At 74.4% G+C, this 23,199-nt stretch carries 18 protein-coding genes and 1 pseudogene; 7 read left to right on the plus strand and 12 right to left on the minus strand.

The window, feature by feature from the left end; genetic code table 11:
- Positions 1 to 11: 11 nt before the first annotated feature.
- Entirely contained in the window at positions 12 to 179 is a 168-nt protein-coding gene (locus E0L36_RS06550; protein ID WP_180927863.1) for a hypothetical protein, read from the plus strand.
- A gap of 151 nt (positions 180 to 330) precedes the next feature.
- On the opposite strand, the gene E0L36_RS06555 is transcribed toward E0L36_RS06550, so the two are convergent.
- On the minus strand, positions 331 to 2,622 hold the full coding sequence (locus E0L36_RS06555; protein WP_180927864.1) for a cation-translocating P-type ATPase: 2,292 nt from the start codon (positions 2,620 to 2,622) through the stop codon (positions 331 to 333).
- An 87-nt stretch (positions 2,623 to 2,709) separates the two neighbouring features.
- Entirely contained in the window at positions 2,710 to 3,009 is a 300-nt protein-coding gene (locus E0L36_RS06560; protein WP_180927865.1) for a heavy-metal-associated domain-containing protein, read from the minus strand.
- A gap of 187 nt (positions 3,010 to 3,196) precedes the next feature.
- Here E0L36_RS06560 and E0L36_RS06565 point away from each other — a divergent pair, with 187 nt between their 5' ends.
- Positions 3,197 to 3,448, plus strand: coding sequence for a hypothetical protein (locus E0L36_RS06565; protein ID WP_180927866.1), 252 nt, complete (start codon positions 3,197 to 3,199; stop codon positions 3,446 to 3,448).
- A gap of 263 nt (positions 3,449 to 3,711) precedes the next feature.
- Here the strand turns inward: E0L36_RS06565 and E0L36_RS06570 are convergent, their stop codons facing one another.
- Both E0L36_RS06570 and E0L36_RS06575 read right to left on the minus strand, forming a co-directional pair.
- Positions 3,712 to 4,386, minus strand: coding sequence for a pyridoxamine 5'-phosphate oxidase family protein (locus tag E0L36_RS06570; protein ID WP_180927867.1), 675 nt, complete (start codon positions 4,384 to 4,386; stop codon positions 3,712 to 3,714).
- 679 nt (positions 4,387 to 5,065) lie between these two features.
- On the minus strand, positions 5,066 to 5,629 hold the full coding sequence (locus E0L36_RS06575; RefSeq protein WP_180927868.1) for a DoxX family protein: 564 nt from the start codon (positions 5,627 to 5,629) through the stop codon (positions 5,066 to 5,068).
- A gap of 330 nt (positions 5,630 to 5,959) precedes the next feature.
- On the opposite strand from E0L36_RS06575, the gene E0L36_RS06580 reads away from it, so the two are divergent.
- The 3 genes from E0L36_RS06580 (at position 5,960) to E0L36_RS06590 (ending at position 8,816) form a co-directional block, all read left to right on the plus strand.
- Entirely contained in the window at positions 5,960 to 6,439 is a 480-nt protein-coding gene (locus tag E0L36_RS06580) for a MarR family winged helix-turn-helix transcriptional regulator (RefSeq protein ID WP_180927869.1), read from the plus strand.
- 603 nt (positions 6,440 to 7,042) lie between these two features.
- A complete protein-coding gene (locus E0L36_RS06585; RefSeq protein ID WP_180927870.1) occupies positions 7,043 to 8,239 on the plus strand; it encodes a MarP family serine protease in 1,197 nt (398 codons plus the stop codon).
- A 202-nt stretch (positions 8,240 to 8,441) separates the two neighbouring features.
- On the plus strand, positions 8,442 to 8,816 hold the full coding sequence (locus tag E0L36_RS06590; RefSeq protein ID WP_180927871.1) for a GntR family transcriptional regulator: 375 nt from the start codon (positions 8,442 to 8,444) through the stop codon (positions 8,814 to 8,816).
- A 245-nt stretch (positions 8,817 to 9,061) separates the two neighbouring features.
- Here E0L36_RS06590 and E0L36_RS06595 read toward each other — a convergent pair whose 3' ends face one another.
- Entirely contained in the window at positions 9,062 to 10,189 is a 1,128-nt protein-coding gene (locus tag E0L36_RS06595) for a DUF5925 domain-containing protein (protein ID WP_180927872.1), read from the minus strand.
- A 330-nt stretch (positions 10,190 to 10,519) separates the two neighbouring features.
- Here E0L36_RS06595 and E0L36_RS06600 point away from each other — a divergent pair, with 330 nt between their 5' ends.
- A complete protein-coding gene (locus E0L36_RS06600; protein ID WP_180928648.1) occupies positions 10,520 to 11,866 on the plus strand; it encodes a xylan 1,4-beta-xylosidase in 1,347 nt (448 codons plus the stop codon).
- Between the two features lie 99 nt (positions 11,867 to 11,965).
- Here E0L36_RS06600 and E0L36_RS06605 read toward each other — a convergent pair whose 3' ends face one another.
- The 6 genes and pseudogenes from E0L36_RS06605 to E0L36_RS06630 form a co-directional block, all read right to left on the minus strand.
- The gene (locus E0L36_RS06605; protein ID WP_180928649.1) at positions 11,966 to 16,084 is read right to left on the minus strand and encodes a polysaccharide biosynthesis C-terminal domain-containing protein; all 4,119 of its coding nucleotides are present in this window, start codon (positions 16,082 to 16,084) and stop codon (positions 11,966 to 11,968) included.
- A 149-nt stretch (positions 16,085 to 16,233) separates the two neighbouring features.
- Positions 16,234 to 17,046, minus strand: a complete 813-nt coding sequence (locus tag E0L36_RS06610) for a polysaccharide deacetylase family protein (RefSeq protein ID WP_180928650.1) — start codon at positions 17,044 to 17,046, stop codon at positions 16,234 to 16,236.
- A 651-nt stretch (positions 17,047 to 17,697) separates the two neighbouring features.
- A pseudogene (locus E0L36_RS28455) lies at positions 17,698 to 18,276 on the minus strand (glycosyltransferase family 2 protein); the annotation flags it as partial.
- A complete protein-coding gene (locus tag E0L36_RS06620) occupies positions 18,273 to 19,196 on the minus strand; it encodes a glycosyltransferase family 2 protein (RefSeq protein WP_180927873.1) in 924 nt (307 codons plus the stop codon). The pseudogene E0L36_RS28455 and the gene E0L36_RS06620, both read right to left, overlap by 4 nt.
- Before the next feature lie 697 nt (positions 19,197 to 19,893).
- The gene (locus E0L36_RS06625; protein WP_180927874.1) at positions 19,894 to 21,012 is read right to left on the minus strand and encodes a GNAT family N-acetyltransferase; all 1,119 of its coding nucleotides are present in this window, start codon (positions 21,010 to 21,012) and stop codon (positions 19,894 to 19,896) included.
- 1 nt (position 21,013) lies between these two features.
- Positions 21,014 to 21,709, minus strand: coding sequence for a hypothetical protein (locus E0L36_RS06630; protein WP_180927875.1), 696 nt, complete (start codon positions 21,707 to 21,709; stop codon positions 21,014 to 21,016).
- A 300-nt stretch (positions 21,710 to 22,009) separates the two neighbouring features.
- On the opposite strand from E0L36_RS06630, the gene E0L36_RS06635 reads away from it, so the two are divergent.
- Positions 22,010 to 22,273, plus strand: a complete 264-nt coding sequence (locus E0L36_RS06635; protein ID WP_180927876.1) for a hypothetical protein — start codon at positions 22,010 to 22,012, stop codon at positions 22,271 to 22,273.
- A gap of 140 nt (positions 22,274 to 22,413) precedes the next feature.
- On the opposite strand, the gene E0L36_RS06640 is transcribed toward E0L36_RS06635, so the two are convergent.
- Positions 22,414 to 23,181 (minus strand): GntR family transcriptional regulator, encoded by a 768-nt coding sequence (locus tag E0L36_RS06640; RefSeq protein WP_180927877.1) that lies wholly within the window; start codon positions 23,179 to 23,181, stop codon positions 22,414 to 22,416.
- Between the last annotated feature and the right edge of the window lie 18 nt (positions 23,182 to 23,199).

A 23,199-nucleotide genomic window follows, 5' to 3' on the forward strand; every position in this document is an offset into this window, starting at 1 on the left:
ATATTGGGGGCATGCTGTCACTCACCAAGCAACTGGGGTCGGGGAGCCCGGTGCGGTCCTGCGTGGCCGCCTGCGGCCGGGTCTCCGGCGATATCGCCAGGGTCGAACTGCTACGCAAGGTGTGGGGGGTGTGTATGAGTCTCCGCGTCACTCTCACCGCGGGCTGTGACGGGCGGTGAGGTGAGGGCGGTTGTCGCCCGAAGCGGTGGGCGCCGGTCGGCTGACCGGCGCCCACCGTGCTGTGTGGGTCCCGCCGGGGTGGGGACGTCCGGACGGTCGTACGCGCGGGCCACGGGGTGTACCCGTGGCCCGCGCTCGGTGGATCCTCCCTCAGTTTGTGGTGGGTTTGAAGCGGCGGAGGCGGAGGCTGTTGCCGACGACGAAGACGGAGGAGAAGGCCATGGCGGCTCCGGCGATCATGGGGTTGAGGAGTCCGGCGGCGGCGAGGGGGAGGGCGGAGACGTTGTAGGCGAAGGCCCAGAAGAGGTTGGACTTGATGGTGGAGAGGGTTTTGCGGGAGAGGCGGATGGCGTCGGCGGCGGCGGTGAGGTCGCCGCGGACCAGGGTGAGGTCGCCGGCTTCGATGGCGGCGTCGGTGCCGGTGCCCATGGCCAGGCCGAGGTCGGCTTGGGCGAGGGCGGCGGCGTCGTTGACGCCGTCGCCGACCATGGCCACGGAGTGGCCTTTGTTCTGGAGGTCTTTGACGACGTTGACTTTGTCTTCGGGCATGACTTCGGCGATCACGTCCTGGGGGGTGATGCCGACTTCGGTGGCGACGGTTTCGGCGACTTGTTGGTTGTCGCCGGTTAGCAGGATGGGGGTCAGGCCCAGGGAGCGGAGTTGGGTGATGGCGTGGGTGCTGGTGGGTTTGACGGCGTCGGCGACGGTGAGGATGGCGCGGGCTTGTCCGTCCCAGGCGACGGTGATGGCGGTGTGTCCGGCGTGTTCGGCGTCGGTTTTGGCTTGGGTGAGGGGGGCGGGCAGGGTGATGGCCCATTCGGTCAGGAGTTTCTCGCGTCCGACCAGGACGGCGTGGCCCTCGATGATGCCCTGGACGCCGAGGCCGGGGATGTTGGCGAAGTCTTCGAGGGGTGGGAGGGTTCCGGTGCGGGTGGTGGCGCCGGTGGCGATGGCCTGGGCGATGGGGTGTTCGGAGGCGTTTTCCAGTGCTCCGGCTAGTTGGAGGGTTTCGGTCTCGTTCTCGCCGGGGGCGAGGTGGACTTCCAGGAGGGTCATTTTGCCGGTGGTCACGGTGCCGGTCTTGTCGAGGACGACGGTGTCGGCTTTGCGGGTGTTCTCCAGGACTTCGGGGCCCTTGATGAGGATGCCGAGTTGGGCGCCGCGGCCGGTGCCGACCATGAGGGCGGTGGGGGTGGCCAGGCCCAGGGCGCAGGGGCAGGCGATGATCAGTACGGCGACGGCGGCGGTGAAGGCGGCGGTCAGTCCGGCTCCGTTGCCCAGCCAAAAGCCCAGGGTGCCCAGGGCCAGGGCGATCACGATGGGGACGAAGACCCCGGAGATGCGGTCGGCTAGGCGTTGTGCGGCGGCTTTCCCGTTTTGGGCGTCCTCGACGAGTTTGGCCATGCGGGCTAGTTGGGTGTCGGAGCCGACGCGGGTGGCTTCGACCAGGAGGCGTCCGCCCGCGTTGAGGGTGGCGCCGGTGACGTTGTCTCCGGTGGTGACCTCTACGGGGATCGATTCACCGGTGAGCATGGAGGCGTCGATGGCCGAGCTGCCCTCCAGTACGGTGCCGTCGGTGGCGATCTTCTCTCCGGGGCGGACCACGAAGTGGTCGCCGACCACCAGTTCCTCGGTGCGGATGAGTTGTTCGTGGCCCTGGCGGATGACGGTGACGTCTTTGGCGCCCAGTTCCAGTAGTGCTTTGAGCGCGGCGCCGGCCTTGCGCTTGGAGCGTGCCTCGAAGTAGCGGCCGGCCAGGATGAACGCGGTGACTCCTGCCGCGGCTTCCAGGTAGATGTTGGCGGCGCCGTCGGTGCGGGCGATGGACAGCTCGAAGGGGTGGGTCATTCCCGGTTCGCCCGCGGTCCCGAAGAACAGTGCCCATAGTGACCAGGTCAGGGCGGCGCTGGTGCCCAGGGAGATGAGGGTGTCCATGGTGGCCGCGCCGTGGCGGGCGTTGGTCCAGGCGGCCTTGTGGAAGGGCAGTGCGCCCCAGACGACCACCGGGGCGGCCAGGGTCAGTGACAGCCATTGCCAGTTGGTGAATTGCAGGGCGGGTGCCATGGCCATCGCGATGACCGGGACGGCCAGTAGTACCGAGACGATCAGGCGTTGCCGCAGGGCCCGCAGCTCCCCGTCCCGGCTCTCCTGACCGTGCGGGTCAGTGGTACCCGGGGTGCCGGTGGTGCCCGGGGTGCCGGTGGGGGTGGGTGGGGGTGGGGGTGCGGCGGTGTAGCCGGTGGCCTCGACGGTCGCGACCAGATCGGGGACCTCCACCCCCGGCTCGAAGGAGACCTTCGCTTTCTCGGTGGCGTAGTTGACCGTGGCGCTCACCCCGTCCATGCGGTTGAGCTTCTTCTCGATACGTGAGGCGCAGGACGCGCAGGTCATCCCGCCGATGGCTAGTTCGACCTGGGTCGTGGCAGCAGTCGTGGTGGTCATCAGGTGCTCCTCGCGCACACGGTGAGAGGGGACGAAAGAAGGGGTGGTGGTGGGGCGGAGGACGCGTGAGCGTCTCCCGGCACGGCGTCAGACCCGACCCACGACGCCATAACCCACCTCGCTGACGGCTCGGGCGATCAGCGCGTCGTCCGGCTCTCCGGCGGTCGTGACGGCGACCTGCTGGGCGCTGAGGTCGACCCGCACCTCACTGACGCCGTCCAGCGCCCCGATCGCCCGGGTGAGCGTGGCCCTGCAACGTCCGCAGGACATGCCGGAGACGTGGAAGACCGTGGTCACCGGCTGCTCCGCGACGGGCTCGCCGTGGCAGCTCCCGTCGGTCGTGCAGCAGGACGTGGACTGTGCGGTCTCGGTCGTCGTGTCCGGCATGGGTTCCTCCCTGGAGACGGTGCGACACGGGGTTCATACCCATCGGGGGTATGTAAGGTGCCGAGACCATGTATACCCCTGCCCCGTATCCGACGCAAGTTCGTAGTGGACTTGATTTAGTACCCCTAGGGGGTATCCTGACTGGCGTCGCGCCGCCGCCCGGGCGGCATTCTCGGAGGGAGACACCATGAACACCGCAGGGAAGATCGCTGCTTTCGCCGTCGCGCTCGCGGCCACCTTCGGCGGCGCGTGGGCGGTGGGCGGCCTGGTCGACCCGATCAACGCCGAGCCGGAGAAGACGCACGAGCAGCACGAGAAGCCCGCCCACGAGAAGTCCGGCAAGGGCGAGCACGGCGGTGGTCACGAGGGGATGGACCCGGAGGAGCACGCGAACATGGAGGACGCCGACAAGGGCGAGCACGCGGACATGGACCACTGACACGGTCCGCGTGGGCGGCGGTCCGCCCACGCCCCCGGCGCCCGCGGCTCCCGTGGGGCGCGCGGCGGGCGTCGTGCCGGTGCGGAGAGGGTGAACCCGGCGCGCGGTGAGGCGGTCTCCTGTCTCACCCGCCGCCCCTCACCCACCGGGGCGCCCATGACGCGGCTCGGTGGACTCGCTCCCCCCCCCGCGGGTTCCCCGGACCGCCACGCGGCGTGACGGGCTACGGGCCGTACGGGGAGTGGGCCACGGGCTACGAGGGGCTACGAGGTGGTGTAGAGCGAGTCGGCGTAGCCGGGGCCGTAGTACTCCTCCAGTACCTCCAGCGGCTCGTCCACGCGCTCCAGCGCCTTGGAGATCCCGGCCCGGGAGGGCAGTTCCTCCGGGTGCCAGCTCTCCGGTTTCCAGGTGTCCGAGCGCAGGAACGCCTTGGAGCAGTGGAAGAAGACCTCCTCCACCCGTACCAGCAGCGCCAGTCGGGGCCGGTGCCCGCGCACCACCAGCTGGTCGAGGAACGGGGCCTCGCGCACGATCCGCGCGCTGCCGTTGATCCGCAGCGTGTCCCCACGCCCCGGTACCAGGTAGATCAGCCCCACCCGGGGGTTGGAGAGGATGTTGCGGAAACCGTCCATCCGCTTGTTCCCCGGCCGTTCCGGGATCGCGAGGGTGTGCTCGTCGAGCACGGCGGTGAAGCCCGGTGGGTCGCCCTTCGGGGAGACGTCGCAACTGCCGTCCGCCGCCGAGGTGGCGATCAGGCAGAGCGGGGAGCGGGCCAGCCACTCCCGGTCCAGCGTGTGCAGGACCGTCCGCGTCTTCAGTGCGGCGTGCCGCCGGGGCTCGCCCATCAGCTCGCGCAGCTCCGCCTCGGAGGTCACCTCCTCGGTCCCCGCCGCGTCCCACGCCGAGTCGGCCGGTTCCGTCGCGTTCTCCCGGGTCATGCGCCTCCCCTTCTCGCCGCGTTCACCGGTGCCCGGTCGTTCGGCCGCCCGGCGCGGGAGCCCGGGGGGCTCCCGCTCGATGGTAGGGACCACGGCGGTGACGGTGGAAGGGAGGCGGTGCGGGCCCGGCGGAACCTCCGGTGATGTCCGGAGAGCCGAAGCCCGGAACGGAGGGGGAGACCCGGAGCGGAGCGGGGGAGGCGGAGCGCCGAACCCGCGGTTCCCCGCGTCCGGGGCTTCGGGGCCCGGACCCCGGAGTTCTCCGCGTCGTGGTGGCGGAAAGCTCGGTGCCGCCACCCCCGGGGTGAAGGGCCGGGGGTGACGGCGCCGGTGCCAGGCCCGCTGGGACGGTGGCGCCGCGCGCCTCCGGTGGCCGCCCCGCAGAGGTGGGGCGACGCGGCGCCGGATTCCGGCGGACGGTGTGGGGGGTTCCGGGCGTCGCCGGAGGCGACGTACCGGATCCGCCCGCCGATGGTCGCGACCCGGCCTGGCGCTACGCACGCTAGTCCGCTCTGGCTACCGGATTCGCCGGTGACGGGCGATCAGACCGAGATTTAGGGTCCCGTTAAGGACCGTCTAAGCACCCCGACAGACCCGTGGCCCAGAACGGCGTCCGCCCCGGTGGCGGGCCCGTCCGGCGCGGCGGGGTGGCGCCCCTTCCGTCGGGCGCGGGTGGCCCTCAGCCGCGGATCAGCAGGACCAGGAGGGCGAGGGCGCCGCCGAGTCCGAGGGCGGCCACCCCGTACGAGGGGCGGTGGGCGCGGAGCACGGGCAGGCTCCGGTCCAGGGCGTAGCTCCCCGGGCCGGTGAGCGCGAGGGTGGCGGCTCCGGCGCCGATCAGCAGGGCGAACTCGTACCCCCCGGGCGAGAAGAAGCCGCCCTCGTGGGTGACGGCGATGGCGTTGATCATGGTGCCGACCACGGCCGCGCCAGCGAGCGGGGTGAGCAGGCCGAGGACCAGTCCGAGGCCGCCGAGCGCCTCGCTGAGGCCCGCGAGCAGGGCCATCGCCTCGCCCGAGGGGTAGCCCATGGCCTCGAAGGACTGGCCGGCGGCTGCCAGTCCGTCGCCGTCGAACCAGCCGAAGAGCTTCTGCGTGCCGTGCGCGGCGATGGTCAGGCCGAGTACGACCCGCAGGATCAGCAGTCCCCAGTCCTGTCCGGGGGAGGGGACGGGCACGGGTGCGTCCAGCCGGTCAGAGGTCCGGGTCGTGGGGGTGTCGAGGGTGCGGTACGGAGTGGGCATGGGCCGTGGCTCCCTGGGTGAGTGCGGAGTGTCCGGACGGTGCGTGGTGCCGAGTGCCGCCCGCGTCGCCGCGCGGACCGCCGGCCGGTCGCGTCGGCGGGTGGAGGGATGGGTGGGGCGCGCGGGGTACGGGGCCCGCTCCCCGCCGGGGGCGCGGTGCGGGCACGGGGTCCGAGGGGTGGCCGAGCGTCCTCGATCGGCCGGACGAGGGGTCAACTCGCCCCAGGGGAAAGGTAGTTCAAATTCGAAGAGGGCGAAACACCGGGAGGTGGTTTGGATTTGAACAGGTGACTCGGGGAGGTCTGCCCAGGCGCGCGTACGATGAGCCATATGAGCGACACCAGGTGGCTTGACGACCGGGAAATGGCGGCCTGGCAGGGGTTTCTCGAAGCGAGCAACAGGGTTGGGCACTTCCTCGAGCGGCAGCTCAAGGAGGAGGCCGGCCTGTCCCATCCACAGTTCGAGATCCTTGTCCGCCTTGCCGAGGCACCAGATGGCGAGATGCGTATGTCCGAACTGGCCGAGCAGCTCATCACGTCCAAGAGCGGGCTCACGTACCAGGTCGGGACCCTGGAGAAGCGCGGTCTGGTACGCCGCCGCGCCTGTCCGACGGATGTCCGGGGCGTCTTCGCGGCGCTCACCGACGAGGGCCGGGAGATCCTCCGGGTGGCGGCCCCCGGCCATGTCGACGCGGTCCGCCGGGCCCTGATCGACGTACTGGACCGGGAGGAACTGGCCATCATCGCGGATGGACTCAGCCGCGTCGGCCGGGGCCTGCGGGAACAGGAGCGGAACACCGTCCCTCCCTGAGCGAACAGCGCGTGATCCGCTGAGCCCTTCGTGGGCTCGGCCCTCGTGGGCCCTGACCCCGGGTGCCGCGCGCTGAGCGGCACCCCTCCCCACGGGGCGGGCGGCCCGCCGGGCACGACACCGGCGCCCCGCCCGCCCCTCGACCTCCGCCCCCGCCTTCGGGGCCGTGGGCTGGCGGCTCCCGGCCCCGCGCCCAGGGGCTGGCGTCCGCGGTGACCCGCGGTGACCACGGAGCCCGGGCGGGCCCGCGTCCCGCCACCGTCCCGCCCGCGATACGGCGTTCGGCGTGCGGCGTGCCAGCCGAGCGCGGGTGGCCCGCTCCCGCGGACGGCGGTTCGCGCGTCCCCGGACCGTCCAGTGGCGCTATGCCATCGGTCACAGGCTGGAACCGGCGGCACCACTTCGCGCGTTTTCCCAGGAACCGGCGGCAGCCGGCCGGGGCCCGTCACGTCACGGGGCCAGCGGGCACCCGCCCGGCGCGGTCCCAGGGACACCCCGGAACGCGGAACCGGAACTCGCGCGGCGGGAGCGGGAGATCCCGGGCACCGTGGGAGCCCACGGAACCGTGGGAATCCGTGGGAAACCGTGGGAAAGAGGAGCGCCGTGAACCTGCTGGATCTGGTCCTGCTGCTGGCCGTGCTCGCGTTCGCCGTCTCCGGCTACCAGCGTGGTCTCGTGGCGGGGCTGGTGTCCCTCGCGGGGTTCGTCGGCGGCGCGATCATCGGTGTGTGGCTGCTGCCCTTCGTGATGGAACTGGTCGACCGCGGTAGCCCGGCGGCCACCCTGGTCGCGGTGCTGACGGTGCTGCTCCCCGCGCTCGCCGGGCAGGGGCTGGCGGCCCGGCTCGCCTGGCGGCTGCGCTCCGCGCTCAGCTGGACCCCGGTGCGCTGGGCGGACGGGGTGGGCGGCGCCGTGGTGAACGCGCTGGCGGTGCTGGTCGTCGGCTGGGTGGGCGCGAGCGCGCTGGCCGCCACCCCCTCGCCGTCGCTCAACCAGGAGATCCGGGGCTCGACGCTGCTCAGCGCGGTGGACGAGCGGATGCCGGACTCCGCGGCGAGCTGGTTCAACCAGGCCAGCGAGGCGCTCTCCGGAGCTGGTTTCCCGCAGGTCTTCAACCCCTTCGAGAACGAGCCCGGCGCCGAGGTGGCGGAGCCCTCCGGGGACGCCGTCACCCCCGCGGTGCGGAGCGCGGCGCAGCGCAGCACCGTCAAGGTCGAGGGGGTGGCCGAGGTGGACGGCGGGCGGCGCGGCAAGGAGGGCAGCGGTTTCGTCTACTCCGCCGGACACGTGATGACCAACGCGCACGTCGTCGCGGGCGTCGACGACCCGACGGTACGGGTCGGCGGGGTGGGCCGTCCGCATCCGGCGAAGGTCGTCCTCTTCGACCCGGACAAGGACGTCGCCGTGCTGGACGTCCCCGGACTCTCCGCCCCCGCGCTGTCGTTCGACAGGAGCGCGCGCCGGGGCTCGCCCGCCGTCGTCGCCGGATACCCGGAGAACGGCGGGCTCGATCTGCGCGCGGCCACGGTGGCCCAGCGCGTCACCGCGCACGGCCAGGACATCTACGGCAGCAGCGGCACCACCCGCGACATCTACGCGCTGCGCTCCACCGTCCGCCCCGGCAACTCCGGCGGGCCGCTGCTGACCACGGACGGCCGGGTGTACGGCGTCATCTTCGCCCGCTCCACCAGCGACGCCTCGACCGGCTACGCGCTCACCGCCGAGCAGGTACGCGAGCACGCGCGGCGCGGCGTCCAGGCCAGCGCCCCCGTCGACACCGGGAGCGGCGACACCCGGTGACCCGTGGCCGCTGGCCCGGGACCCGGTCGCCAGGACGGAGGAGCCGGGTGGGTGGCGGAGCGTGGGACGCGCGTGGCGGTGGCCGCCGCGCGGGGCCCGGAACGGGCGGTGCGTACGGTAGGCGGGCCGGTTTCCGGAGCGCGGCCCGCGCCGCCCCCGGAACCCGTACGTCCGCAGTCCCGACGCGTACCCCGGAGCCCCTGTGCCCTTGCAGCTCAGCATCGACCCCACCGCCGCCGAGGCGCCCTACGAGCAGATCCGCGCGCAGATCGCGGCGCGCGCCCGGGACGGCGCGCTCCCGGTCGGGTGCCGGCTGCCCACCGTGCGGCGGCTGGCGGAGGACCTGGGGCTCGCGGCCAACACGGTGGCCAAGGCGTACCGCGCGCTGGAGGGCGACGGGGTGATCGAGACGCGTGGCCGGAACGGTACGTTCGTCGCCGCCGCCCGCGACGCCGCCGCCCGCGAGGTGTCCGAGGCGGCGCAGACCTTCGCCGGACGCGCGCGGCGGCTCGGCCTCAGCCGGGAGGAGGCGCAGGCGGCGGTGGGCGAGGCGCTGCGCGCCGCCTACACCGACTGAGCCCGGCGCGTCCGCGTGCCCCGGCGCCCGCCGCCCGAGCTGGCGCGCACCGGGGGAGCGGAACTTCCCAACTCGGCCAGGACGGAAGGCCGTTCGGGCCCCGGGGCCGAGAGGCCGTCGGGCCCCGGGAGCGTTCGGCCCGGAGCCGTCCACCCCCGGAGGCCGTTCCGTTCAGGGCCGTTCACCTCCGGGACCGTTCGGCCCACGAGTCCGGGCGGGCCAACCGGCCCACCGGACACGCGAGTTCACAGGTACATGCCGGACTCCGCCTGTCCCGGCCGGTCCGGCAGCTCCCCGGGGGCGATCCCCTTGCGGAGCGCGAACAGCTCGGCCAGCGTGGCGCCCTCGCGGCCGACGCCCTCCTCGGTGCCGAGCCACTCGACGGCCTCCGCACGGGTCAGCCCGCCCACCTCGACGCGGGCCAGGCACCGGCCGGGCCGCACGACGGCCGGGTGCAGCCGCTCCAGGTCCTCGTTGGTGGTGACGCCGACGAGCACCTTCCGGCCCTGCCCGAGCAGCCCGTCCGTCAGGTTCAGCAGCCGGGAGAGCGCCTGGCCCGCGGCGTGCTTGGCCTCTCCCCGGATCAGTTCGTCGCAGTCCTCCAGGAGGAGCAGCCGCCAGCGGTCGCTCTCCTCGTCGTCGTCCGTGTCCGGGCCGATCGCGATGTCCATCAGGTACCCGACGTCGTGGAACAGCCGCTCGGGGTCGAGCACACAGTCGACCTGGCACCAGTCCTTCCAGGCGCGGGCCAGGGTGCGCAGCGCGGAGGTCTTGCCGGTGCCCGGCGGGCCGTGCAGCAGCAGGAGACGGCCCGCGATGTCCTCCGGGGTGGTCTTCATCAGTCCGTCCAGCGAACTGGCCACCTGAGCCGTGTAGTTGCCCCGTACCTCGGGCCAGGACCCCGCCGAGATGGACCGGGTGGTACGGCGCGGGCCGCACGTGGGGGACTGGTACCAGAAGCCCATCGGGACGAGTTCGGCCCGCGGCTCCGGCTTCTCCTCCGCGCCCTCCACCGCCAACGCCGCCTGCTGGGCGGCCAGTTCGGGGTCGACGGCGGTGACGGTGATCTCGGCGCCGTGTGCCCAGCGCACCACCAGGGCCGTCCAGCCCTCGCCCTCCGCGAGGAGTCGGCCCGCCCGGCCCTCCCGGGTCTCCCACAGCACGGTGGCCTCGGGCGGCAGCATCGAGTGGCCCTTCTTCAGCCGGTCCACGGTGCGCCGCCGGGAGAAGGGCTGTTCCCCCCGGGCGAACCGGCCGAGGAAGAGGGCGTCGACGACGTCGGACGGGGAGTCGCCGGTGTCGAGTGCGACGTGGGTGGGCAGTGCGCTCTGGGGCTGGGTCGGAGTGGCCAGGGTCGCGCTCCTGTCGTCCATCGGCTGAGGGTGGGCATGCATGGCGTCATGGTCCGGCATGGCGGCTCCGCGCGCACCCGGGTTTCCCGCCGCTTCTCCCGTTCCCGCGCCAACCACCGGCCGAGGGCCGCGCGTTCGCCAGCGGACCGACGCCCACCGGGCGCCCGCACGCGGGCGTGTCCGCGTTCCGGACGGCGCCGGGTCCCCGCACCGCCCGCACACCGCCCGCCCGCCGAACGCCGTCCGCGCGCCCTCCTCCGGGCCCCTCCGCCCCGGTTACCCTGGGGCGCCGAGGACCCGCGCGTGCCCCCGGGCACCGAGCGGGCCCGCGAGGGACAGGGGGGCCGCGCGATGCACGGGGCACGACCGCGTTCGCTCGGCCTGCTGGCCGCCGGAGTCGCCATGCTGGCCCTGTCACTGGCGCTGATCCTCAACTCCCTGCCGGGCGGAGGGCGGCAGACCGACCGCGTCCACGGTGGCCCCCGCGCCCCCACCGCCAGCCCGCGCCCCGAGTTGGGCTGGGGTCTCACCCACACCCAGGTCAGCGCGGACCAGGGCGAGCCCGCCGCCCGGAAACGCGCCGCCAGACTGCTCGCCGACGCCCAAGCGCCGCAGAACCAGCACATCATGGGCTGGGGCGCGGAGAACCCCGAACCGTCGCCCGGCGAGTACGACTTCGCCGCCCTCGACTCCCGCGTCGAGCTGATGCGCCGTGGCAGCGGTACCCCCGTCCTGACGCTCTGCTGCGCGCCCGACTGGATGAAGGGCGGCACCGCGGGCGAGACCGACTGGGACGAGCTGGAGACGGCGCCACGGCCCGAGCACTACGGCGACTTCGCCGCGCTCGCCGCGAGGGTCGCCGAACGCTACCCGGACATCCGGCACTTCGTCGTCTGGAACGAACTCAAGGGCTTCTACGACGACGACCGTGGCCGCTGGGACTCCGCCGCCTACACCCGGCTGTACAACACGGTCTACCGGGCGCTGAAGAAGGTGAACCGCGCCAACCTGGTGGGTGGCCCGTACGTCGTGATGGACAGCGTCGACCGGGACGACCACCACGCCTCCCGGATCACCGGCCCCTGGGGCGCGCTCGACCAGCGGGCGCTGGACGCCGTCGCCTACTGGAGCGACCACCACGTGGGCGCCGACTTCGCGGTCGTCGACGCCTCCACCTACACCCGGGACGACCGGCTCTCCCCGGACGAGTTCGGCGCCACCGGCAAACTCACCACCGTCGGCCGGTGGGTGCGCGAGCGGACCGGGCTGCCCCTCTGGTGGGCCGAGTGGTACGTGGAACCGGACGGCGCGAAGCGCTGGAGCGAGCCGCGCCGGCGGGCCGTCCACGCCGCCGCGCTCATCGCGATGGCGCGCGGCGGCGCGACCACCGGCCTCTACTGGAACCCGCAGCGCCGCGGCGCCCGGTGCCCCGGCTGCCTCTGGCGCGCCACCCACCTCCCGGACGGCGGTGGCGGCACCCCCCTGATGGCGCTACTCGCCCGGTTCCAGCGGGAGTTCCCGCCCGGTACGGAGTACCGGAGCCTCGAACCGGAGGGCCCGGACGCCGGGAAGGTGCGGGCGCTCGCCGACCGGTCGGCCGTCCTGGTGGTGAACACCGCGCCGCGCCGCGCCACGGTACGGGTGGCGGGGGAGCGCCTCAGCCTGCGCGGCCACCAGGTGCGCTGGCTCCGCCGCTGACCCGCCACCGCCCACCGGGCCACCCGGCGGCGGAGGGACGTACCGGGCCGCCGCTGGCGGGCCGGTACGGCCCGCGCCCGTTGGCCGTCGGCCGTCGGCTCAGGCGAGGGTCACGAAGCGGTGGACGACGGTGGCGGCGAAGAGCAGCGCGAACGGCAGGGCGCACCAGAAGGTGTCCCGCAGCCAGGTGGCCCGGCGCGCCCCCGGCCGCCCCGCCACCCGGACCACCTCCCGGGCGGCGAGCAGCACGGTCAGGACCACCGCGGCAAGCGCCCCGGCCAGCGACCACACCGTCCAGGTCACCCGCGGGCCCGGCGGGCCGGGATCCGGCGGCGGCGCCTCGCGCGCGGCGTCCGCCGTCGCACGCAGCTGGTAGACCGCCGCGTCGCGCCCGCCGAACACCCGCCGCAGCTCCGGGCGTTCGTCGAGGGTGGCGCGAACCCGCCGCGACCAGCCGGGCGGATACCCCGCGTCCAGCTGGAGATAGCGCGACTGCCCCTCCCCGAGCAGCAGATAGGCGTGCGGCCCGGCCTCCCGCAGGGACCTGACCAGGTCCCCGGCGTCCGACGGACGGGGCGGGGCGGGGGTCGGCAGGTACTCCACGCGCTCCATGTCCCGCGCCCCCCACGGCATCGCGGGCGTCACGCTGTTCACCGGATCGTGGCTCGGCCACAGCACCCGCAGCGTCGGCTGGTCGCGCGCGTAGAGGAACTCCATCGCCGCCACCTCCCCCGGCCGCACCCGCTCGAAGGACTCGTTGCCCCAGCGCGCCACCAGGAACCCGCCGAACAGCACCGCACCGGCCAGCGCCGCCGCCAGGAACCGCGTCCACCGCCGCCCGGCCTGGCCCGGCCCCCCGGGCCGGTCCGTCCCGCCCGCGCCCGCACCTCCGGCCAACTCCCGTCCGACTGACGGGAACAGGGCGAGCGCGGCCAGGACGCTCAGCCCGGGTGCCGCGAAGAGGAACACCCGCAGGGCGATCTCCCCGCCGTAGGACTGTGCGGCGAAGGCCAGGAACGGCACCCCGGCCAGCACCACCAGCGCCCGGTCCGACAGTCCGGCACGGCGGCGGCGCAGCACGCCCAGCACGGCCAGCGCCAGCAGTCCGGCGGCCAGTCCCACCCGGGCGTACAGCACCAGTTGGTGGGTCTCGCTGCCGCCCTCGATCCTCCCGGCCACGGACGAGGAGACGTTGCCGCCCACACCCCCGAACCCGCCGAACAGTTCGTTCAGATGGCCCGACCAGTACGGCTCGGCGAGGAAGCACACCCACGTCGTGACCACCACCCCGCACAGCAGCGGCAGCCCGCACGGGGTCGCCCGCCGCGCCAGAACCAGCCCCGTCGCCGTGCCCAGCATCACGAAGGGGGTCAGCTGGTGCCCGGCCACCGAGGCGGCGAACAGCACCAGCAGCACCGCCAACAGCACCGCGCGGACGGCCCGTTGGTCCCGGCCCGGCTCGCCAGGCGGGTCGGCCTCGCCCGGCAGCCGCCCGCCGCGCGCCGTTCCGCGTGCCCGGAACCAGCCGAGCAGCAGCGCGGCGAAGAGCAGGTAGCACAGGTAGGTGAAGCTCTGCGGTGAGAAGTAGTCCTGCCCCACCCAGCCGGACAGCGCGAAGAACCAGAGCGCGCACCACTTCGCGCGCCACCCGGCCCGTATCCCGCGCAGCAGCACCACCATCGGTGCCAGACAGGCCAGTTGGAGCACCGTCGGCCACCAGCGCAGCATCGCCGTGGGGTCGTCCACACCGCACGCCCGCGCGACGAACGCGGCCCCGGCGAAAAACCCCGGCCAGCTCCAGCGGGCGTCCAGCTCCGGCGCCGAAGTGCCGGTGCGGTCGACGTAGTCCAGGAAACCCAGGTGCTGCCAGGCGGTGGGGAAGCGCGGCTCGTTCTCCAGCACGGCCGGGACGGCGTGCAGCGACACCACCGTCGCCAGCAGCACCGCCCCCAGCAGCAGCCGTCGTTGGCGCCGTGCGCCCAGCCCGGCCGCGAAGGCGCACACCAGCAGCGCGCCGCCGCACAGCGTCGGGACGGGCAGTGCGGTCACCAGCCCGAGCCCACCCAGGTCCGCCAGGTCCGCCTCGCCGGTCCGCCGCAACGGCAGCCAGTAGAGCGCCAGTCCGACGGCCAGCAGCACCCACGTGAACAACGCCCCGGCCCGCGCGGGGCCCCTCCCGGCCGGTTCGGTGAACTCCCGGGCACGCGGCGGTGGTTCGGCCGCCGGAACCTCCCACGACGGCGTCGCTCCGGACGGCGCCCCGCGTCCGTCGGGCGCACCAGCCCCCAGCCCGGCCGGCGAACCGGCGCCCGGAGCGCCACCGCCTCCGTCCACCGGCGCGGCCGGGGCCACACGCTGGCCCGTGCCCGCAGCCGTGCCCGCAGCCGTGCCCGTGACGTGGGGTGGGGGCAGGGGCCTTCCGAGGAACGGCGGTGGCTCAAGCCGTGGCCAGCTGACCCGTTTCCGCGCACCCCCCTCCGGCTCCCCCCGGCCGCCGGGGGCGGCTGTCTCGGGGGCGCCGGTGCCGGGCGCAGCCGGTGCGGTGCGCTCGGGCGGGGGCGCGTCCCCCCGGACACCGGTGCCGGTGCCGGTGTCGGTGTCGGTGCGTCCACCAACACGCGGGACCCCAGGGGGAGTTGGTCCGGTACCGGACGTTCCCTGGGCGGTCGCCTCCGCCCGGGGCGGTTCCGGGGCCGTCCTCTCGGGGCGGCCCTCGCCGACGGCCGGGCCCCGGACCGTCGTGTCCGGGGGCGTCGTGTCTGGAGGCGTCGTGTTCGGGGCTGGCGGCTCCGGGGGTGCGGGGTTCCCGGTCGGGGCGGGGGCGGTCCCGTCGTGGGAGGCCGTCTGTTCCGGGGGCTCGGGGGGTTCCGGGGACTCCGGGACGTCCGGCGCGGACTGCCGCCCGGGGCGGGAGCGGCGGCGCGGCAGCAGGCGGCGCCGCCGCCGGACGACGCCGTCCGTCGCCAGATCGGCGAGATCGCCGTCCGGTGCCGGAACGGCCCCGCGGGGCACCGGCGCTGGGTTTCGGAACACCTTCCTCAGCCTCCACGCCGCGATGGCGGCCACAAGACCGAGGCTGGCCAGTTCCGCGACGCCCGCTCCGGTCAGCCCCAGCCGGGGGAGCAGCAGGACCGTCAGCCCGAGGACGAGCAGGCAGAGCAGCCCCTGGAGGGCGGCCAGCGGCGCGGTGCGGCTGCGGACCCGCAGGACCGCGAAGTACACCTCGATGACGACGCGGAGCAGCGCCCCCACGGCGTAGCACCGCAGCAGCGGGGTGGCCGCCTCCGCGTAGCCGGGGCCGAAGACGCCCAGGACGTACGGGGCGAGGACGAAGAGCGCGCCGCAGACGGGCAGCATGATGCGGGCCATCCGGCGCAGCGCGGCGCGGCAGTCGGCGGCGAGCCGGGCCGGGTTGTGCGCTCCCTCGACGGTGAGCGACGAACCCATGTTGAGGGCCAGCAGGTTGACGGTGCCGCTGATGGTGATGGTCACGTAGAAGTAGGCGTTGTCCGCCGCGCCGACCCGGGCCGCCACGATCACCGGCACCAGGTAGACCACGGCCAGCGAGAAGAGCGAACCGGTGTAGTCCCCGGCGAGGAAGCGGCCCATCTCGCGGTGGCCGGCCGGACGCGCGTCCCGCGCCGTCGCGTTGACGTGCCGGGGGATCAGCCGGCGGAACACCAGCCAGCCCAGGGGCAGTACGGACAGCGCGATGGCCGCCGCCCAGGAGACGAACACCCCCGCCATCGGCACCGCCGGGGCCAGCAGCACCAGCAGCGCCAGTTTGCCGGTGGAGAAGACGGTGTTGCCCACCGGCACCCAGGTCGCGCTGCGCAGCCCGGTGAGCACGCCGTCCTGGAGGGTGAGCAGCGACCAGCCGAGCACGGCCAGCAGGAACCCGAACCCCGGCAGCAGGCCGCGGAGCAGCCCGTAGGAGGGGCCCCAGTGGTCGAGCGTCAGCAGGAAGGCGAGCGCCGCCACCCCGACCACGGCCGAACTGGCCAGATACGTACGGACGATGAGACGGCGGGTGGTGCGCCCGGCCACCGGGACGAAGCGGGCGAGCGCGCCGATCAGGGTGACGGCCGTGAGCCCGGCGAGGAACTTCATCGCCGCGATGGCCGCCGAACCCTGCCCGACGGCCTCCTCGCTGTAGTGCCGCGCGGCGACGACCCAGTAGCCGAGCCCGAGCACCGCGGAGACCCCGGTGTTGATCATCAGCGCGTAGGCGTTGCGGAACAGCTGCCCCCGGCCCGGCCGTTCGGCGGCCGGTGGCCCGGTGGGGGCGCCGGACGGGGCGGGGGCGGCGCCCGGACCGGTCGTGCCGGGGCCGGGCGCCGCCGTGGTGGTGAGGTCCGCGGTCTCCGTCACGTGGTCGGCGCGCTCCCGCCGTGCCCGCCGCGCCGTTGGGCTCGCGCGGTCACCGGGAGCAGCGCCGCCCGCCGCGTCCGGCGGACCACCGCGTACCCCTTGGTCAGCGCGTGGTCCACGGCGAACGTCCGCCGCAGCGCCCGCCCTTCGACCATCCGCAGGAACTCCTCTGGACTGGTCGAGCGGCGCACCGTCAGCCGGGTCAGCGCGTACGGGCCCTGCGCGCGCGCCGCCCACGCGTTGCCCACCGCGAGCGCCTGCCGGAACCCGGCCTCGCGCACCGCCCGCCGCACCCGGCGGCTGGAGTAGCCGTACGGGTAGGCGAAGGACCGCGGGCACCGGCCGGTCTGTTCGGTGAGCAGGTCCCGGCAGCGGGTCAGCTCGCCGCTCAGCGGTTCCCCGGCCAGCTGGTCGAGCGCCGGGTGGGTGTGGCTGTGCCCGCCGATCTCGCATCCGGCCGCCGCCAGCGCGCGGACCTGGTCCCAGTCGAGCATGGTGTCCGGGGCGCCGCCGGTGGCCTCCGGTCCGGGGAGCCAGCCGGTGGCGACGAACAGCGTGGCGCGGAACCCGTGGTGGGCCAGGGACGGCAGGGCGTGCCGGTGCACCCCCTCGTACCCGTCGTCGAAGGTGATCAGCACCGGCCGCCGGGGCAGGGGACGCCGCTCCCGCCAGGCGGTACCGAGTTCACCGGCGGTGAGCGGGGTGAACCCGAGCGCGTCGAGCGCCGTCAGCTGCGCGGCGAAGGCGGACGGCGTGACGGACAGCGCGCGGGCCGCCCGGCTGGGGGAGTCGGTGATGGCGTGGTACATGAGCACCGGTACCGGCGCGGGCCCCGCCGGGCGCGGGGTCCGGCGGGCGCGTCCGGGGGCGCCGGCCGGTTGCCGCCGGGCCGCCGTCAGCCGGAGCGCGGATCCCGCGCGCGCGACCGGTCGCGGCGCCGGTGTCCGGGCGGCGCGTGGGGCCCCTCCGGCGTGGGGGAGCCGTTCGCGGGCGGCGCCCACCGCGTAGCCGGTGGCGGCCGCGGCGCATCCGGCCAGCACCGTGAGGGCGCGTCCCGCGCCGTCGGGCCGCCCGCGCAGCGCGTCCCGGAGGCCCTCGACGACGGCGCGGGGCAACACCCGGGCGGTGTAGGCGCGTTCGGCGGAGAGCCCGTCCCGTGTCCCGGCGAGCGCGGTGACGACCGCCTTCGAACGGCCCTCGGCGTAGCAGCGGGTGAGGAGGTAGCCGAAGCGGGCCCGGGAGCGGGGTACCCGGTGGTGGATCACCGCGCGGTCGTCCACCAGCAGCACCGCGCCGGGGATGGTGCGGGCGAGCCGGATACACAGCTCGGTCTCCTCGCCGCCGAGCGGCAGTCGCCGCCCGTCCCGGCCGACGCCGCGGTCGAAGCCGCCCGCCGCGGTGAACACCCCGCGCCGGAACGAGGCGTTGCCGCCCAGCACGTTGCGCACCCGCACCTGCCCGCGTGGGTGTCCCCGGTACATGCAGCCCACCGTCCAGTCGAACTCCGGGGGGAACCAGGGAGGTCGGGCGCCCGCGTCCCAGGCGGGCTCGGTGCGGCCGCCGACCGCGTGCACCCGAGGGTCGGCGTAGGGGGCTGTGAGGTGGCGCAGCCAGTCCCGGTCGGCCACCGCGTCGTCGTCCAGGAAGGCGACGACCTCTCCTCGCGCGGCGGCGATTCCGGTGTTCCGCGCCTCGGACAGCCCCCGGCGGCCCGCGTTGGCCAGCACCGTGACGGGGCCCGGGAGTTCCGAGGGCGGTGCTGAAGTGCCCGGGGAGCCGGGGGAGTTCGGGAGCGGAGCGTCCGTGGGGCCGGGGTGCCCGGACGCGGCGAACCAGGATCTGAGGCGGTGCAGCAGCCCCGGGTTGTGGTCGACCACGAGCAACGTCTCGCGGGCGGGCGCCGACTGGGCCCGCACCGAGTCGACGGCGGCCAGGGTGTCCTCCCACCGCTCCGCGGTGTGCGCGCAGATGACGACGGAGACGGTGGGGGCACCGGGCGCGGCGCCGGACGGCCCGCTCCGCTCCGGCCCGGCTCTCACCGGCCCACCTCCGCACCCTCCGTGGCCCCGGCGCCTTCCGTGGCCCCGGCGCCCTTCGCGGTCTCCGCGCCCTTCGCGGACTCCGGCCGGGGCGTGCCGGTGGCGGGACCGCCGCGCCGGGCACCGCGCTCCCGCAGGATCACGCGCAGCACCCGCAGCCCGTCGCGGACGGCGCGCAGATTGCTCGCGCCGTGGATGCGCCGGTACTCGTGGCTCGGGATCTCCTGGACGCGCAGGCCCGCTCTGCCGACGCGGATGTTGATCAGCGTCTCCACCTCGAAGCCCGCGCAGTCCAGCGCGATGTCGTGCAGGCAGTGCCGCCAGAACGCGTTGTAGCCGTAGCACAGGTCGGTGTACCGGGTGCCGAACTTCTGGTTGACCAGGGAGGTCAGCAGCCGGTTGCCGAGTCTGCGGACGGTGGTCATGTCGTCCGTGCCCCCGCCGTTGGCGAAGCGGGAGCCCTTCGCGAAGTCGGCCCCGCCCACCAGCGCCGACACGTAGCTCACGATCTCGGCGCCGTCGGCGGAGCCGTCCGCGTCGACCATGACCACGATGTCGCCGGTGCAGGCGGCGAACCCGGCCAGCAGCGCGTCCCCTTTGCCGCGCCCGCGCTGGGCGACGATGGTGAGGCCCGGCCGCAGCCTCCGCGCCACCGCGACGGTGTCGTCCGTCGAGGCGCCGTCGACCAGCACCACCTCGTGTATCCACGGTGGCAGGGAAGCGAAGACGTACGGCAGGTTCGCCGCCTCGTTCATCGCCGGTATGACCACGCTCACCCGCGGGGTGATGGCCAGATGGGAGGAGACCGGGCGGTAGCCCGGACCGGTCCGTTCGCCGGGAGCGGGCTGGGCCACGGGGGCCGGGAGCGCCGAGCCGGGTACCGGGTCCGGGTCCGCTAAGGAACGCGCGGCAGTCGTCATGAGGTTGTGCCCTCTCGTCCGGTGGACCGCCCGCCGGGGCGGTCCGCTCAGGTGCCGGTTCGAAAGGGGGGCCGCCGCCTCCGCTCGCGCGGAGGCAGCACGTGGCTCGTCCCGCGTGGCCCGCGTACCGCCCGCGTCAGCGGTCAGCCGACGACGGCTTCGGTACGCGGTACCCCCCACCACGCCCCGCATCCACCAGCCGAGCGACCCCTCCCCTGGAGCCGGTACGGACGGTCCCCCCGCGCCGACGGCGCGTGATGCGGGTGGACGTACGACATTATGGATACTCAGTCATCTATGGCAATACCGGCTCCTGATTCCGAAATCACCTCTGTTCTCCCCTTATTCGCGAGAGTCCCGTACGCACCAGACGCGCGGGGCGCACCATGGGAACCGTGCTTCCGGACCGTTCCCCTCTCCCCGGTGCCGCCTCCCGTTCCGGGGCTCTCGCCTTTCCCGGATCTCCCTCGCGTTCCGCTCTCTTCGCGGCGCGTGGTGCGCGCGGGGCGTACGGGATCCCCCGGGACCGCCGAAGTCCCGCCCACCCCACGGGAGTTCACCCGCCTCCCGGCGCCCGCCCGCCCCCGCCGTCCGGCCCGCCGCGCGTGCCGGACGCCCCACGCGCTCCGGCGCCGGGTGGTGGGACGCCCCTGGCGCGGAGCGCCCACGCGCCGTACCGGGGGCGGGGTACCGGGGCTCAGCGGCCTCCGGCTCCCGGCGAGCGGCCGTACCGTATCGAGCCCATCCGCTTGAGCAACCGGTCGGCGTGGTGGGTCAGTTCCTCCCTGGCGAGCACCGCGTTCCGCAGCGCGCGGACCGGCGCGTGCCGCATCCGGTGCGCCAGCGCGACCGGGTGCCGCCGGGTCACCCAGCCCTCGTGCACCAGGAGTTCGCGGGTCTTCAGCCAGTCCTTGTACTCCTTCCTGCCCCGGCCCAGGTCGAGATAGGAGATCCCGGAGGCCGCCGCCCCCTCCGCCATCCGCAGATGCAGCACCAGCCCCGGCGAGTACCGCGCGAACTCCGGGTCGTAGGCCGGGAACCAGCAGCTGTGCACCCGGGGCGAGCGCGGTCCGAAGTGCGCCGCGATCGGGGCGTCCCCCGCGTACAGCACCGAGAGCTGGCCCGCGAAGGAGTCCGTGCGGGTCTCGAACAACTCCCGTACCAGCCGCACGATCCAGGGTCTCGCGAAGCGGTCGCCGCGCCCCGTGCGCCGGTACTGCGCGGACTTCCAGCGCATCAGCGTCTCCAGCGGAGCCGGATCCCGCTCGTCGTGCACGTACCGCACCTCGCCGACCCGCCGCCCCATCTTCCGCTCCTTGTACCTGGTTCCCCGCAGGAAGGAGGGCGATCGGGCCCGCACCCCCTCCAGGTAACTCTCGAATCCCTGGTCCACGTCGATCACCGGGGAGCCGAAGGAGCCGGTCACCCCGGGCACGAACCCCCGCTGGCCCGCCGCGAGATGGTCGAACTCCCACAGCGCGAGGCCGCAGGCCCACAGCAGTTCACGGGAGTCCCAGACGAAGTCCGGCCGGTGCACGAGCCCCTGGCAGTCCGAGAGGCCGAGACCCACCGCCCGGCCCACCCCCGAGGCGCTGCGCTGGTACGGGAGGTACCCGGCGGGTTCGCCGTCCGCCCCGCCCAGTACCGCGACCCGGACGCCCGGCCGGTGCCGCGCGACGGCCCGCGCGAACTCCGGTGCCAGGAACGGGTTCGCCAGCTCCGGGGAGCCGTGCCGGTGCCCCTCCGCCTGGAAGGCGGTCCAGCGGGCGAGATGGCCGGGGTCCAGCTCCTCCGGCCGGCACACCTGGATCGCCATCTCAGCCCTCCCGCTGAACGGCCGGGCGGACGCCCCCGGTGGGGCGCCGCTCCCCGGGGGCGGGCCGTCGTGCGCGGGGCGGCGGGGCGGGTGGAGGCGGCGCGGGTGGCGGGGGCACCCGGTGCGCGCGGGGCGACGGGGGCGGCGCGGACACGCGCCGCGCCGTCCGGGCGACCGCGGGCGCGAGGAGTAACAGCACGCTGAGCGCCCCGACGGTGACGACGCCGCCGCGCATCGACCAGAGCCGCGCCGTGATCATCGCCTGGGCGACCAGGAGGTTCAGTGCCGCGGCGCCCACCACCGCCACCGCCGAGCGGGTCAGCGGGTCGACGCCGGGCAGTGCCACCGCGATCCCCGAGGCGGGGGCGGCGAGCAGGAAGAACAGGGTGAACGGCGCCCGCAGCGCCGAGTCCACGTCGGCCAGGGCCAGCGCCGCGCCCACCAGGCCGACGCTCGCCGCCGCCCCGGCCAGCGCCGGGACCGAGTCGCGCCGCCGGGCCCCCTCTCGCGTCTCCCCGCGTTCCCCGGCCTCTCCGACGTTCCGCTCCGCTCGCCTCTCCCGCTCGTCTCGGCCCTCCCGGGCGTCCCGTCCCTCCTGAACGTCCTGAACGTCCCGGGCGCCCCGGCCCTCGCGATATCTCTCGTTTCCGGTGTGCACGGTGTCCGTGTTGTCATCCGATCCGTGAATGATCTGCATTGGCAGCTACCCCCGTAATACCCCCGAAGGGGGGATGCGCCGGTGTTGCGCGCATTCAATCTGCTCCTCGGTCCGAAGAGCCGTCAAGAAGTCATCAGGGCGGGGTGGGCGGAAAGGAGCCCGTGCGTCGCGCCGGTTCCGGCCACGGCGGCGTCGCGCGGCCGACGGGTTTCCGTCCGCGGTGTTCGTCAACCCCTCCGCGGGGAAGGTGAATCCGATGACCGGGATACACGCGCGACCGAACCGGGCGTTAGGGTTACTCTGCCCGGGCCGGGTGCCCTCGTACGGGTGGGGAGTGTCATGGAACAGATAACAGCTGGCGGCAGGGCGCGCGTGCCTGCCATCAAGTGCGGGACGGGCGCGGCGAGTTCGCGTCTCGACCGGCACTTGTCGGTACTCGCGGGTCCTGCGGCGCCGCAGCGGCAGACGGAGGAAGCGACGACGCTGATGCGCGAAATCACCAGGCGTGATCACGTGCGGCACCGGTCAAACCGGGGTGCGCGGGTCTCCCTGTTCGCGCCACTGCGCAAGCTTCGCCGTACGCTCTTCGGCGGACGCGGCTGACCCCGGGCCGCCCGGACCGGGGGACGGTCCAGGCGGCCCCGGCACCCGGCGAGTACCATCGGCGGGTGCGCGTCCGGAAGGGCACCCCGGCGCGCGCTCACCTTGTCAACCGGTGGGAGTCCGGCGGTGGTTGACGGGCCTCAGGGCCTCGGATTCCACTCCGGCTCCACCGTCACCGAGAACGAGAACCGGTCTCCCCGGTAGCGGATGAGCGCGACGTCCACCACGCGCTCCTCCTCGTCGTAGGTCACCCCCGTGTAGTGCAGGATCGGGCTCAGCAGCGGCACGTCGAGCAGACGGGACGTCTCCGGATCGGCCAGCCGCGCCTCGACGGTGTCCGTGATCCGGCTGATCCGGATCCCCAGCCCGTCCCTGAGCACCTTCGTCATCGGCCAGCCCCGTTCCAGATCGGCCGGGTCGAGCCGGTCCGCGACGAGCGGATGGATGTGGTTCTCCGCCCAGTTCGTCGCCTCGCCGCTCTCCTGGCCGTACCGGAGCCTGCGGTAGGTCATCGTCTCCCGCACCCCCGGGAAGTAGCCCGCCAGTTCGGCCGGCACCGCCCGGGGGCCGTGCCCGAGCAGGGTGGTGCGGTCGCCGGACTGCTGGGCGACGATCGCGTCCAGTGAGCCCTGGAGACGCACCGGGCGGTCCCGCCGGGTGTCCGGCTCGATGAAGGTCCCCCGCCGCCGGTGCCTGCTGATCAGCCCCTCCGCCTCCAGTTCCTTGAGCGCCTGCCGCATGGTGAGGACCGACACCCCGTAGTGCTGGGCGAGTTGGTCCTCCGGCGGGAGCCGCAGGGGTGCCTCCGGCGAGCGCCCGAGTATGGAGGCCCGCAGCGACTGCGAGACCTGGTACCAGAGCGGCAGCTTGCGGTTCAGTTCGAGCGAGTCGGGCGAGAAGACGCTCACCGTACCTCCGCGGTGCTC

The organism is Streptomyces sp. AJS327 (genome assembly GCF_013450295.1).
In the GTDB taxonomy this organism is placed as follows: domain Bacteria; phylum Actinomycetota; class Actinomycetes; order Streptomycetales; family Streptomycetaceae; genus Streptomyces.